Below are 14,075 nucleotides of genomic sequence, written 5' to 3'. Positions count from 1 at the left end.
CTACCACCGTCCTCCAGCGCCGCCACCGCCGCTGGAGCCACCGCCAAAACTCCCGCTTGATGAACTGCTGCTGCCTCCGCCGCCACTACTGGAACCGCCGGAACTGGAGCTGTCGCTGTCGCTCAGTACAGCGAGCGCAATGAAGCCCAGTGATTTTTTATAGTCGCAATACGCGCACGTCTGGATGCGCTCGCCTTTTCCTTCCTCGGAATAGGTCGAGGGTTCTATGACTTTGATCGCTGGTTTTTTCAGAGTCTGTGCATGGCATTGCGGGCAGATGCTGAACGACTTGGCCTGCTTCCCGGCAAAGCCGCTGAGCTGATTGGCGCCGGTTTTCTGGTTGATCCAGATCTCATACGATTTTGACTCGATTTTCTCTTCGCATTGCTGCTCGCTGGTGAGATAGCGCATCAAGTCCTTCGGCGTCAGCTTGTCGCGGCTCTGACGTGACCAGTCTCCCGAGTTGTCGGGTGGCGTCGCCCGCAAGCGCGCCAGTCTGCCGTTTTTCACGACTCCGGCGTAGGCCAGATAAGCAAACGGTGCGAGCACCAGTGGCAATAGACTCCAGCGCGTGAATGAGGTGCGCATGTCCAAGGCTGTCTTTTTATCCTTGGTGCTGCGCTCAAGCAGGGTGGAGCAGGCGTGGTAATGAAAACTCAATATCAACGCACAAAACGTCGCGACAAAGTAGGGCAGGTTCTTGAATTGATAGACCTGTTCGATCGTTTCCGTCAAAAGAAAAACAAACAGGCTCATAAAGAGCAGGAACACATAGGTGAAGAGTCCAAGCCAGAAAGGATGGCCTTCGTACTTGGTGCTCTTTATGGCAAATCTCTTCAGTACGCGTTTACGTGCCAGGCTCATCCACAGCATGGCGACGGCAAACAGCACGATCACAAAGCCGGATTTATCGAGTGCCTCGCTGTGTCGGTTCCAGAAGGTCGGTTCGTAGGCTTTTAGGCCTTCCAGCTCCAGTGCGTGCTCAGGTGACAGAAACACGCTTTCTATTGCCTTGGCCGCAGACAAGACTGCCATATCCGTATTGCCGGACTGCAAATACGGAACGAGATAGCGTTCTCCGATCTGCTTTAACAAGGCATCCGGAAATATACCTTCCACGCCGTAGCCGCTGATAAACCGGTATTCGTGCCGGTCCATCGCGAGGAAAAGCAGCAGACCGTTATTGGCCCCTTGTTTGCCGATGCCCCAATGATTAAAGAGATCGAGCGCAAATTGAAAATCGCTGCCGCCCTGATAATCATTGACCACTGCGATGGCGAATTCGCTGCCGTTCGTTTGTTCGATGGTGGCGCTGATGGCATCGAGTTCTGCGACGGTGCTGCCTTGTAGATTGCCGTCCGGGTCGCTGACGTAATGGCTATCGCCGCGGTCTTTGGGATTGGGTAGCGACTCGACGGAATACTGAGCATAGGTATTGATGCTCAAGAGCAGGCCGATGAGTGTAGAAACCAGCAGAAGAAATTGCCGAGGCATCGCGTATTCCGGCAGCGTTGTGACGAGAGCTCGCATCATAGCGTGGCAAACTTTCGGGGTTCGCCGGGTTCGTAACAACTTTTTGCACGGCGTCAGCGTTTGCCGGAAGGCGTGCACGGCCCGTGACTGTTGCGATAATTCGATGTGTTATGCAGATAATTCGAAGTTACGCAGATAATCGTCACGGTAGCATGCCTGAAATTCTGATAATTCCAAGGAGACGACATGCTGTCGCGATACTGTCGGCGCTGGGTGGCCGCGTTTGCTTTGACGTGTACAGTCTCGGCCCCGAGCGCCTGGGCCGGGCCTGATGACGATACGCTAGTGGTGGCTTTTCAGCGCGAGGTGGTGAATCTGGATTATCTGTACACCACGTCGCAGGAACACGTGATCCTGTCGGATCTCACTGATGATCGTTTGTTTGATGTCGATACGCAGACCAACGAGATCTCGCCCATGCTGGCGACCTCGTATACCTACGTGGACGACACCACAATCGATGTGACGTTGCGCGAAGGAGTGCATTTCCATAGCGGTGCTTCATTCTCGGCTGACGATGTGGTCTACACGTATAACTGGGTGCTGTCGCCAGACAGTGGTACCCGTGCGTCAGGCACGGTGAGCCGCTGGCTCGAGCGTGTCGAGAAGCTCGGCCCGTACCAGGTTCGCTTTCATTTGAAGGATGTATACCCCCTGGCATTGCGCGATATGGCGCGTCGTATCCCGATTCGTCGCGATGGCGCTTATCAAGTCGATGGTAAAGACGATCGTGGTGCCCAGGCGCTACGTCCGGATGGATTGGGGCCGTACCGCGTTGAGTCCTTTGAGCCAGGGCAGCGTGCTGTGTTGGTGCGGTTCGACAATTACTATGCCGGCAGCCCCAAGGGGCGTGCTGCGATTGGCCGCATCGTTGCACGTACGATTCCCGACTGGGGAACGCAGCAGGCGGAATTGATGAGTGGTGGTGTGGACTGGGCGTACGACATGCCGCTGGATGTCGCGCAGAGTATGGCGGCAAGTGGACGCGCAGTCCATCAGGCCGGTCCCAGCTTGCGCGTCAGCTTCGTCGTGCTGGACGCAGGGGGTGTGGCAGGTCCGAGTTCGCTGACCGATCTCAACGTGCGACGCGCCTTGAACTACGCTGTCAATCGCAAGGCCATTGCGGAATTTCTGGTGGGGGGAGTTGCCCAGCCGTTGTTTACGGCTTGTCATCCCGCGCAGTTCGGTTGTTCGCAAGATGTGCCGCACTACGCTTATGACCTGAACAAGGCCAAGTCCTTGTTGGCCGAAGCCGGATACAAGAAGAGCGAACCGCTGGAGCTGTGGGCCTACCGTGATCGTGCCGTGGCAGAGGCCGTAGCCGCCGATCTGTCGGCTGCCGGTGTCAACGTCAAGCTGCGCTATGGTCAATTGGCGTCGTTGGATCGTGCGCGAGCCGAAGGCAAGATTCGCGCCTATATCGGTTCATGGGCCAATGGCGGCACGGCTGACACGGCGATGATCGCACGCGTCCATTTTGGTGACACCGATCGCAATCTGTCGCGCAATCCACAGGTGGCCCAGTTCGTCATGGATGCCGAGCGCACGAATGACAAGGCGCGTCGCACCGACCTGTACCATCAGGCCCTGCAGATCATCGCCGACCAGGCGTACTGGATTCCGCTATACACCTATTCAGTGAACTACCTGATGTCGCCCGTCCTGGATTTCCCTATTCCTCCTGATGGTCTGCCGCGTCTCTACGAGGCGCGCTGGAAACAACCCTGAACCGGGCATGCCGTATACCGCCTGATGTGGCGGAGCGTATTTTCCTAGACGGAGACTATCCATGTTGCGCTTTGCGCTGAGACGCCTTGGTTTGGCGGTTCTAGTGGCGTTGGCGGTGTCATTTGCCACGTTCATGCTCTTGAATCTGGCGACCGATCCTGCCCAAGCCATTGCAGGCGAGAATGCCGAACCCGAGTTGGTCGAGCAAATTCGCCATGAGTATGGTTTCGATCGGCCATTTCTCGAGCGCTACGGGAGTTGGCTGTCCGACGCCGTGCGCGGCGATTTCGGCCGTAGTTACTACTGGCACGATTCGGTGGGGCAACTGGTTGCCAAGCATGCACCGCCGACGATTCGTCTGGCTTTGATGTCGATTGCGGTGACGGTGCTCCTGGCGATTCCTTTGGGCGTGGTGGCGGCCTTGAGGCCGAACTCCGCGCTGGACCGGCTCTCGCTGGGCGTGGCCGTATCGGCGCAGGCGATCCCGAATTTCTGGTTGGGATTGATCCTCGTAATTTTGTTCAGTGTGATGGTTCCGATCTTTCCGGTCTCTGGTGATTCGACCTGGTTGCATTATGTGCTGCCGGCTCTGGTGCTGGGGACCAGTTCGGTACCCGCTGTGATGCGATTGACTCGTGCGGGGCTGATCGAAGTCATGGGGTCTGATTATGTGCGCACAGCACGTGCCAAGGGCTATCGTGGCGCGTCGCTGTTGATGCGGCATGCCATGCGCAACGCCATGCTGCCCATCGTCAGTGTGTTGGCGGTGCAGTTGGGGCAGAAGTTCGGTGGGTCGGTGATTGTGGAGTCGATCTTCGCGATCAATGGCCTGGGCCGGCTGACGCTGCAATCAATTCTGGGGAGTGATATTCCGACCGTGCAGATGTTGATCTTCATCTTTGCATTGGTATTCATAGTGATGAACTTTTTGGCGGACATGCTCAATGCTGTGCTCGATCCGCGCATACGCATGGGGTGAGGCACGTGAATCGAGAACAGACTTTGCGAGTTGATACGGTGTCGATGCCGGTGAGCGATGCGCCGGACGTTGCCGATGACCTTGACGCGCAACGTCGCCAGGCATTCTGGCGACGTGTGCGGGGACATCGCGGGCTGCAGGCGGGTGCGCTGATTTTGTTGGTATTGACGGTAGTAGCTGTCGGTGCGCCGTGGCTGGCGCCTCATGATCCCTATGCGCAATCGCTGGCCCACCGCCTGCTGCCTCCGGTCTGGCAAGCCGGGGGCTCATGGGACTATGTGCTGGGTACGGACCAGGTCGGTCGCGATTATCTCAGCCGCCTGATCTACGGTACGCGCATTTCACTCATCGTCGGTTTCGGCGCGGCGAGTGTCGGCTGTGTGATCGGCGTGACACTGGGTGTGTGCGCGGGATACTTCGGCGGACGGGTCGATTCGCTGGTCAGCTTTTTACTGACGTGCCAGTTGGCGTTACCAGGGTTGCTGCTGGCGATGGCGCTGGTGTTCATCATTGGGCCATCGCTCTGGGTGGTGATCGGCATCATCGGGGGACTGCACTGGACGTATTACCTGGTAGTGACACGCACCAGCACGCTGCGCTTGCGGCAACTCGATTTTGTTGCGGCGGCACGAGCCGTCGGCAGCAATCGCCGCCAGATTCTGTTTCACGAAATCTTGCCCAATCTGCTCAATCAGATCATCGTGGTGTTTACGTTCGAGATCGGCATTGCGGTGCTGGCCGAGGCAGCACTGTCGTTCCTGGGGGTCGGTATCCAGCCCCCTACGTCTTCGTGGGGGTTGATGATATCCGAAGGAAAGATGGCCATTTTCCATCGTCCGTGGCTGGTAGTGCTGCCTGGCATGGCGCTGTTCCTGTTGGTCATGGGAGCCAACTTGCTGGGTGATGGACTGCGCGACGTGACCTCGCCGGACAAGCGCAACTAGGCGCAATACGATTTGCGGGAAGCTATTCAAATATGTCTACCAATTCGTTATTGAAGATCGACGGACTCGACGTCACGCTGCCTACCCCCGGCGGGCCGCTGCACGCAGTCCGCGGCATGACTCTCTCGTTGGGGCGTGGCGAGGCATTGGGTATCGTAGGCGAGTCCGGCTCGGGTAAGTCAATGACGGCACTGGCGCTGATGCGTCTGCTGCCTGACGGGGCCGAGCTGCGTGCTCGGTCCATCCGTTATCGGGAAGACGATCTTACTGCGCTGTCTGATGCACGTTTTGCCGCGACTGTGGCAGGCCGCCGCATTGCGATGATTTTTCAAGAGCCCATGACGTCGCTCAACCCTGTTTATACGATTGAACGGCAGATGACCGAACTGATGGTTCGCGACGGCAGCAGCCCGTCTCAGGCACGTGAGCGGGCACTATATCTGTTGGACCGTGTCAAGGTGCCCGATCCGGTCCAACGTCTGCGCAGCTATCCGCATCAATTGTCGGGTGGCCAGCGCCAGCGTGTGATGATTGCCATGGCGCTAATGACTGAGCCGCAGTTGTTGATCGCTGACGAGCCTACTACCGCATTGGATGTGACTGTACAGGCGCAAATTCTGGATTTGCTGGCAGAGCTGCGTCAGGACCTCGGCATGGCGATGATCCTGATTACGCACGATCTGGCCGTGGTGGCCAACGCGGTGGATCGAGTCATGGTCATGTATGGCGGGCAGCCGCTGGAGTCGGGGCCGACTCGCGCCGTGCTGAGCGACCCGCGTCATCCCTATACGCGCGGGTTGTTGGGTTGCACACCCGGAAAAGGTGCACGAGGCGCCCGGTTGAACGCCATACCCGGTATTGTCCCTTCGTTGATCGGGCCCCAGCAGGGTTGCATCTTTGCGCCGCGCTGTGCCTATGCGAGCGCCTCGTGTCGCGTTGCAGACATTGTGCCCGCGAAACGGCAAGACGACGGCTGGTACCGCTGTCTGCATCCACGGGGACTGGATGCGCCACAGGATGATCGCAGCACGGCATCTACGTCGTCTCGCTTGCCGAATGATGAGCGCCTCACATCGTCTCCCGTCTCAGCCGCCGAACCAACCTATGTGTTGGCGGCGCAGGACGTCGTGCGCACATTCAGTCAACGCAAGGGACTATTCGGTCAGCCATTTACTGTGCGTGCGGTCGATCACGCATCGCTGGTGGTGGGGCGAGGCGAGACGCTGGCCGTGGTGGGGGAATCTGGGTCCGGCAAGAGCACATTGGCTCGCATCCTGTTGGGCCTGGATGAGCCGGATCAGGGGCGCATCATGCTGGGCGGGCATGAGATCGGAACTCTATCGCCACAGGCTCGCGCGCGTTTGGTACAGCCCGTGTTCCAGGATCCCTATTCTTCTCTGAATCCACGCCGGTCGGTGGGAGATATCGTTGCCCGTCCTTTGGCTTTGCACGGCGAGATCGGTGCGGCCCAGCGGCGTACAGAAGTCATACGGATTTTGGAGCGTGTCGGCCTGCCGCAGCGTGTGATCAATAGTTTTCCTGGGCAGTTATCAGGCGGACAGCGGCAGCGTGTGGCGATTGCCCGTGCGCTTATCCTGAGGCCGCAACTGCTGCTGTGCGATGAGCCGACCTCGGCGTTGGACGTATCGGTGCAAGCGCAAATACTCAACCTGCTGCAGGATCTGCAAGAGGAGTTTGGATTATCCATGTTGTTCATTACTCATGATATCGGGGTCGTACGCCAGATTGCCGACCGGGTAGTCGTGATGCGTGCTGGCCGCATTGTGGAGGAGGGAGCGGCAGGCACCGTGTTGACCCGGCCGTCACACGAGTACACGTCATTGTTACTGGATTCAGTGCCGTCACTTGAACGTGCTTTTGCAGGGGCTGCAGCATGAGCGCCACACGTACGACAGATGGGCAGGGATCGGCTCTCTCGCTTGGCAATGACAACGGGACACAGCAATCGGGGCGTACGGCGAGCCGTGAGGCTCTACCCGATTCCGTCACCGACCTGTTTTCCACCGAGCAGACATGGCAAACCTGGCTGGACATCGAAGCCGCGCTGGCGCTGTCCCAGGCCAGTCTGGGTTTAATTCCAGCAGCGCATGCACAGCGTATTGCAGCACATGCGACCTTGCAGCATCTCGATTTGCCCGCATTACGCGCGGACATACAGCGCACTATGGCGCCAGTGTTATCGGTCGTGCATGCACTGGCTCACGCGTGCGGAGATGAGGCAGGCGGCTACGTGCACTGGGGTGGAACTACCCAGAATATTATCCTGGGTGGGCGAGTGCTTCAGATGCGGCGTGTGCATCGCCTGTTGCTGGCCCGCATCGGACGCGTCTTGGAAACCCTGGCGACGCTGGCCGAGGCCAGTTCTGGTGCAGTGATGGCGGGCCGTACCAATCGCAAACACGCATTGCCGATCACCTTTGGATTCAAGGTCGCGAGTTGGATTGAGGAGCTGACGCGTTGCGTACAACGGTTGCGTCAGGTGGAGCCCCGCACGTTTTCGCTGGTATTCGGTGGCGCCATCGGCGCTATGCATACGTTCGGGCCTGACGGCATGCTGTTGGCTAATGTGATGGCCAAACGCCTTGAACTGGGTAGTCCGTTAGTGCACTCGCGTGCCATGCTGGATCCCTTTTGCGAATATGTGCTGGTCCTGTCGCTGTTTGCCATGACGTGCTCGCGTATCGGCAATGAACTTTACACCCTGATGGCCGATGAAATCGGCGAAGTAGCCGAGTCATTGCCTGAAGGGGTGGTCGGCAGCAGCACGATGCCGCATAAGGATAACCCCAAGCACGTGGTCAGTTTGATCGCCCGTGCAGCGCGATTGCGTGCATTGGCTGCTCCAGCGCTTGAGGCTGGGCAGCCCAGCCATGAAGGTGACTCTGCCACGAATCAGCAGTTGTATGGCCTGATCGACGAGGCGTGTCCACTGGCGTATGACGTGGCGGTAAGACTGGACGATCTGTTGGCACTGATTCGTTTCGATGCGACACGCATGCTTGAAAACTTGGCGCGTTCGGCGGATGTGATTGCTTCTGAACATCTGATGATGGTGTTGGCGAGGACGTTAGGCCGTCAAGATGCCCATGATCGTGTACATGCGGCGATCCGGCAGGCACGTCGCCAGGGGTGTTCGCTGGCGGATGTGCTAATGAAGCAATCGGACGTGGCGGCGCACTATACGCGAGAGCAAATTGCGCAGGCGCTGGACCCTGCGCAATATACCGGCAATAGCCGCGATATTGCGCTGCGGTCGGCGACGCTGGCGCGTGACGTGGCGGCAGAGATTCACGCCAGCGGACTTGGATCGCACAGCTAGGCAGGTCCGCCCGGTTTCAACAGTCTAAAGCTGGGCGCCGCCTCGGCGTCTTCGCGGCATAGCCGGCGGACATAGGCACGCAGACAATCGAGAAATAAATCGACCAAGGGCGGCCGGCCCGAGGGAGGAAAAATGCAGGCATAAGTGACCCAGCGCTCAGGTGTGATGGGCCGGAAAACGACACTGTCTGTTGGCAGCAGGCGCGCACAAGTGCGATCCATGATGGAGATTCCGTTGTTGTCGCGCACCAGTTGCTGGACCATGAGCGTGGAGGTGGTCTCGATGGCGATACGTGGCGTGGCGCCGACCGTAGCGTAGATTTCGTCCAGACGCCGACGCCACAGCTGGTGAGGTTGTAGCGATACGATGGGTTGGTCCAGCAGATCTTCGGCGCGGATGGCATCGTGCGTGGCCAAGGCATGATGGCGTGGCAGCAAGGCCTCCATACGTACTTGCAGCACAGGTTCGACCTGTAACTCGACGATGGCGTTGCTGATGGGCAGCGAAATCAATCCCAGGTTGTAGCGGCGCCGCGCGACTTTGTTTTCGATTTCGAAGCGGCCCTCAATGTGGATGCGGCAATCGAAATCGGGGTCTTGGCGCCGCATATCGCTGATGGCAGGTGATACCAGGCAAGTCCCTAGCGGGACCGAAGTCACCAATGTGAATTTCTCGCGATTCTTGCTGCGTATGTCTTCTGCAATGCGCGGGATTTCGTCCACGCCCATCAGTATCTGCTCGGCCTCCTGGAAGAACAGCTCTCCTTCCGGAGTCAAAAGCAATCGGCGACGCGCCCGCGTGAACAGCCTGAGGTTGATTTCGTCTTCCAGCAGGGAAATCAGGCGGCTGGCCGCGGATTGACTCAAGTGCAGACGCTCCGCAGCCGAGGCCAAAGAGCCATGCAGCACGATCAGCCGAAACAGACGCAACGATTTCAGATTCATGGCGTGGATGGGAAGTCGGGATGCTATTTCATTATTTCGAAGACATCATTACTTAATTCGAATAATCGGTTCATTCAAGAGCGATAGGATGCCAGAAGACTTCGGATACATCCATAAAAAAGAACGCGGAGGCGACGCCGCCCCACGATTACAGGAGACAAACTTGAAACGATCCCTCGTCGCAGCATTGGCCATATTGGCCGCCACTGGTGCTGGCGCCGCGCGCGCAGACCTCGCATCGGGTGCAGGCGAATATGAGTTCCGTAATACGGATACTGGGCAGCCGGTCCATGTGTACTACTTCAAGCCCGAGGGCTATAGCGCCGATACGCCGGTGGTAGTGCTGCTGCATGGCATCAAGCGTAATGCGCAGACATATCGCGATGGCTGGATCGACATCGCACGTCAACGCAAACTGATGGTGCTGGCGCCGCTGTTTACCCGCGAGACCTATCCCGGAGCCAATGGTTATAACCTCGGCAACGTATTTCACGCAGTATCGCACCCTGAGATCACTGGCAAGGCCAAGCCTGCCGAGAGGAATCCGCCAGCGCGATGGAGTTTTGCCCTGCCTGATGCAGTGTTCACCGACTTTGCTCGGCGTGAATCTACCGCGCAAGCAGGCTACACGCTATACGGCCATGGCGCCGGCGCGCAATTTGCACACCGCTATGCATTATTTCGGCCGAAAAGTCTGGCCTGCCGCATCATCGCCGCCAATCCGGGTTGGTACACCTATCCTGATGCCAGTGCCGATTGGCCCTATGGACTGCGCGATGTGACCGGCGTGGACGGCCAGCAGGTGGATGCCTATCTGGGTGCACCGCTGTTGTTGATGTTGGGCGATGCCGATGTGCATCAGGCAGGAGTGATGCGTAAGACTGATGACGCACAGGCGCAAGGTCCGAATCGCAAGGCGCGTGGCGAGCGTTTCTATGCGCACGCACAACAACTGGCGAAACAGCACGGCACGGCGTTTACCTGGCAGTTGCAGCATGTCACCGAGGCAGGACACAGCAACGATCAGATGGCCGCTGCGGCAGCCGCGCGCGTTGCTGCTTGTCCCATGCGCTAGAGCTTTATCTACGAACGATTTCGTCGCGGCCATGTTGGCCGTGGCCGGGTGCGCACATGCGCGGCGCCCGAGACGGGGCGGTATTTAATGGAGGAGAAAATAGATGAAAAAAAACGCGATAACTATGCGAGTCCTGGCGTTTGCCACGATCGGGCTGGTTGGCTCGGCGCACGCCGAAAGCAGTGTCACTTTATACGGTCTGGTCGACCTGGGCTATATGTATGACTACGACGAAAGCAAGGGATCGTCGCAGAGTATCGATAGCGGCAACGAATCCGGATCGCGCTGGGGGATTAAGGGAGAGGAAGATCTGGGCAACGGGCTGAAGGCGGTTTTTCAATTGGAAAGCGGTTTCGATGCCGACACCGGTATGGCGGCGCAGTCCGGTCGATTGTTCGGCCGCTGGGCATACATTGGCTTGGCAAGCGATACGTTGGGTGAGGTGCGTCTGGGCCGTCAATGGGTATTGGGCCGTGAATGGGGCGGCGTAGCGACACCATTCACGATTGCCTGGTCGCGCTCGGGGTTGGGCACCACATTTGGCTACAACGATGGCGATTTCGGCGCCAGTGGGATAGCGGACAACATGGTGATGTGGCGTTCGCCCAAGGTACGCGGTTTCGAGGCGGCGGTGGGATATAGCTTCGCCATCAACGGCGACGAGGAGTTCGGCACAGGCAACAACGATCGCATGGTGACAGCTGGTGTGCGCTACAGCCGCGGACCGTTGCGCGCCGCGCTGACGTACGAACATTCGTATGCGGATCAACGCCGGTCCGCCAGCAACGCCAGTAATTGGCAGCTCGGGGCGTCGTACAATTTTGAGGTGATCCGTGTCTACGCCGGAGCCGGGCGCATCAGTGACGCCAACAAAGGTCCTGCCAAGGACTTGGACAAGGATTACGCCTGGACGGCAGGGGTGAGTATCCCCGTGGGACCAGGGTCGCTGCTGGCGTCCTGGCAGCAGACGACGAACTCGAAGATAAAGGGGTACGCGGTCGGTTACCAGTATGATTTGTCCAAACGCACAGATCTGTATGTGTTTTACAACCACAGCGAAACGCGCGATATGAAGACGAGCGAGGATAACGAGCGGCGACAGGCCAGCGTGGGTATCAGGCATCGTTTTTAGTGAGCGCGATTTCCTGATATCGGAGTGTCGCACATGCTACGCAATGCCTTGTTGATATCAACAGTTCTTTGGTTCGGCGTCGGTCACTGCGCTGGCGTGCCGCAAGCCGATCTTACGATAACGGTCGACAAAGATTTGCTCAAGTACGGTGGCGTGGTGACCGTCTATCCGATTCCTGTTTCTGCCAAGACCTGGGCAGACATCGCGGGCGAGGATGCACAGACTGCTATTCGCCTCGATAGCCGATATACCAAGGTGCAATTACGATACCCCCAAGGAGGGAAGTTTTCGTATCGGTTCCGGCCTGTGGATGGAACCCCTCATGCCAACGCGCATGCCACGCAGGTGCTGAGCATCATTGGGGTAGACCAGGACGATCGAGGCCCACCCATGACGGAGGGTTTTAAAAACGCCTATTCGTCTGGTGGCCGAATCATCCGTGTGCCGCCGATGGCGGAGCTCGCCGGAGGCGATGACGCCACGAAGACGAACGCTCGGTGGGGGGTGACGGAACGCTATGATGAGCCGCCGCCCGCGGATCAGCGCAGCGCTCGCGCATTGGTTGCGATTGTCGAGTATGTGCCGCAAAAGTTGCCGCTGCAATGTCAGGGTGGCAAGCGCGTACAGGTGTGTACGATTGCTGACGATCAATGGCCCGCTCTCGAGGCGCGTTGGTGGCGTGCAATCGCAGAACAGCGTTTGGAGCGCTTGAGAGACCGCGCGCTGCGCAATTGCTACGACAGTAATCGCAGCCTTTTCGGAGGCGGGACCTGCGTGGCCGATCCAGAATCCGACGAACCTGCCTATTTTTACCGGAAATGAGATTAATCCGGCAGCTGCCCTGCAGCGCTGGCCCCCGACGGGACTGGCGCTGTGACGCGCGTGACCAGCACCTGATCCACGCGATAGGTATCCACGTCCATTACCTCGAACTTGTAGCCTCCCAAGGTCACGACGTCAGTGCGGCGCGGCACACGGCGTAGCGCGTCCATGAGAAAACCGGCGAGGGTTTCGTATTCTTCGCCGTTCAAATGTTCCTCGATGCCTAGTACACGGCCTACATCCTGGATGGGCGTGGCGCCATCGATCAGCCATGAATTGTCATCGCGCTGAATGATGAAGTCTTCGTCCCATGGCGACACCAGTTCACCCATCACGGTGCTCATGACATCGTTGAGCGTGACCAATCCCACTACCAAACTGTATTCATTGACGATCATCGCGAAATCTTCGCCGACCTGACGAAACTGCTCCAGGACCTCGGCCAGCGTGAGCCTGTCCGGCACGACCAGTGCTTTGTGAATGAGTTTGCTGTCGGTCAGGGAGATCGATTGTCCGTTCAGCAATCGCTGGTACAGGTCGCGCGTGTCCACATAGCCCACGACGTGATCGATATCGCCGCGGCAGACCGGATACGTGGAAAAGGGCTCTTCGGCGATGCGAGCGCGGATGATGTCCTCGGGCGCGTCCTGCTCGAACCATGCAATGCGGTCACGTTGCGTCATGGCGCTGGAGACCGTGCGGGTGTCCAGTTCAAAGATGTTTTCAATGATACGTTGCTCGCCGCGCGCCAGCACGCCCGAGCGTGTGCCGGCCTCGGCCAGTGCCAGAATGTCATCCGAGGTGATGCGTTCGTCACGGCGCGTCGGCAACCGCAGCAAACGCATCAGTTGATCGGCGCTACGCGAATAGACCCAGACCAGCGGCGAAAAAATCCGTACCAGCATGCGCATAGGCCCGATCACACGCAAGGCAAAGCGCTCGGGTTCGGCCATGCCCGCCTGTTTGGGAATGAGATCGGTCAGGATGATGAACAGCGATGTCACCAGCACGAACGAGCCGATAAAACCCAGTGATGCGGCCATTTCCGGCGGCAGCCATTGGCTGAGAAAACGCGAGAAAGTGGGGCTGAAGATGCCTTCGCCCACAATACCACCCAGTATCGCCAATGCGTTGACGCCGATTTGAATTGCCGTGAAGTAATGGCCCGGCTGTTGCTGCACACGTAGAACCTCCTCGGCCCGCGGGTTGCCGTCTTCGGCAAGTTGTCGCAGGCGCAGGCGGCGCGAAGCAGCGATGGAGATCTCGGCAATAGAGAAAAAAGCCGACGCGATCAGCAGCGCGAGTAGCAGCAACAGATTCTGGCCTAGGGTCATCTACGAGAGACAGGGCGGCTTGAGCCCTCAAAATGGGACACACCTTGATTCTACCTTGTGCCTCCCACGCGCTTCATGACCTCGATGCTGATGACGGGAATCGGCAAGCCCGATATCCCGGGCTCGGCGTGACGATTTGATGGTCGAAAACCGATTCGTCGAGCCAATCGGCGGTTTCGTCGAAAAAAAATGGTACGCCGTATCGTTTCTTGTTAGGTTTCGCCGGACCCACCCCTGCCCGGAG

Annotated in this window: 11 protein-coding genes; 8 read left to right on the top strand and 3 right to left on the bottom strand. The window is 58.4% G+C overall.

The features are described from left to right. Positions 1 to 1,533 carry a TPM domain-containing protein gene (locus ACYVI2_RS09520; protein WP_415818913.1) on the bottom strand — a complete coding sequence of 511 codons (1,533 nt, stop codon included), beginning with the start codon at positions 1,531 to 1,533 and terminating at the stop codon, positions 1 to 3. Positions 1,534 to 1,719: 186 nt separating this feature from the next. Here ACYVI2_RS09520 and ACYVI2_RS09515 point away from each other — a divergent pair, with 186 nt between their 5' ends. From ACYVI2_RS09515 to ACYVI2_RS09495, 5 genes are all read left to right on the top strand, one after another. Continuing rightward, positions 1,720 to 3,261, top strand: coding sequence for an ABC transporter substrate-binding protein (locus tag ACYVI2_RS09515; protein WP_415818912.1), 1,542 nt, complete (start codon positions 1,720 to 1,722; stop codon positions 3,259 to 3,261). Between the two features lie 61 nt (positions 3,262 to 3,322). After that, a complete protein-coding gene (locus ACYVI2_RS09510) occupies positions 3,323 to 4,240 on the top strand; it encodes an ABC transporter permease (RefSeq protein ID WP_415818911.1) in 918 nt (305 codons plus the stop codon). Between the two features lie 5 nt (positions 4,241 to 4,245). Beyond that, entirely contained in the window at positions 4,246 to 5,184 is a 939-nt protein-coding gene (locus tag ACYVI2_RS09505) for an ABC transporter permease (protein ID WP_415818910.1), read from the top strand. Between the two features lie 32 nt (positions 5,185 to 5,216). Further along, positions 5,217 to 7,082 (top strand): dipeptide ABC transporter ATP-binding protein, encoded by a 1,866-nt coding sequence (locus ACYVI2_RS09500; RefSeq protein ID WP_415818909.1) that lies wholly within the window; start codon positions 5,217 to 5,219, stop codon positions 7,080 to 7,082. Then, positions 7,079 to 8,524 (top strand): lyase family protein, encoded by a 1,446-nt coding sequence (locus tag ACYVI2_RS09495; protein ID WP_415818908.1) that lies wholly within the window; start codon positions 7,079 to 7,081, stop codon positions 8,522 to 8,524. Before ACYVI2_RS09500 ends, ACYVI2_RS09495 begins: the two co-directional genes overlap by 4 nt. Here the strand turns inward: ACYVI2_RS09495 and ACYVI2_RS09490 are convergent. Beyond that, positions 8,521 to 9,468 (bottom strand): LysR family transcriptional regulator, encoded by a 948-nt coding sequence (locus tag ACYVI2_RS09490; protein WP_415818907.1) that lies wholly within the window; start codon positions 9,466 to 9,468, stop codon positions 8,521 to 8,523. The genes ACYVI2_RS09495 and ACYVI2_RS09490 overlap by 4 nt on opposite strands. 163 nt (positions 9,469 to 9,631) lie before the next feature. Between ACYVI2_RS09490 and ACYVI2_RS09485 the strand changes: the two genes are divergently transcribed. The 3 genes from ACYVI2_RS09485 (at position 9,632) to ACYVI2_RS09475 (ending at position 12,497) form a co-directional block, all read left to right on the top strand. Further along, positions 9,632 to 10,543 (top strand): alpha/beta fold hydrolase, encoded by a 912-nt coding sequence (locus tag ACYVI2_RS09485; protein WP_415818906.1) that lies wholly within the window; start codon positions 9,632 to 9,634, stop codon positions 10,541 to 10,543. Positions 10,544 to 10,646: 103 nt separating this feature from the next. Beyond that, on the top strand, positions 10,647 to 11,675 hold the full coding sequence (locus ACYVI2_RS09480) for a porin (RefSeq protein ID WP_415818905.1): 1,029 nt from the start codon (positions 10,647 to 10,649) through the stop codon (positions 11,673 to 11,675). 33 nt (positions 11,676 to 11,708) lie between these two features. After that, positions 11,709 to 12,497, top strand: coding sequence for a hypothetical protein (locus ACYVI2_RS09475; protein WP_415818904.1), 789 nt, complete (start codon positions 11,709 to 11,711; stop codon positions 12,495 to 12,497). Positions 12,498 to 12,499: 2 nt separating this feature from the next. Here the strand turns inward: ACYVI2_RS09475 and paeA are convergent, their stop codons facing one another. Beyond that, positions 12,500 to 13,831, bottom strand: a complete 1,332-nt coding sequence (paeA, locus tag ACYVI2_RS09470) for a polyamine export protein PaeA (RefSeq protein ID WP_415818903.1) — start codon at positions 13,829 to 13,831, stop codon at positions 12,500 to 12,502. Positions 13,832 to 14,075 lie beyond the last annotated feature (244 nt).

The sequence above is a fragment of the Bordetella tumbae genome, from assembly GCF_054780995.1.
The sequence above is the reverse complement of the archived record's forward strand: the minus strand, read 5'-3'. Positions and strand labels throughout refer to the sequence as shown.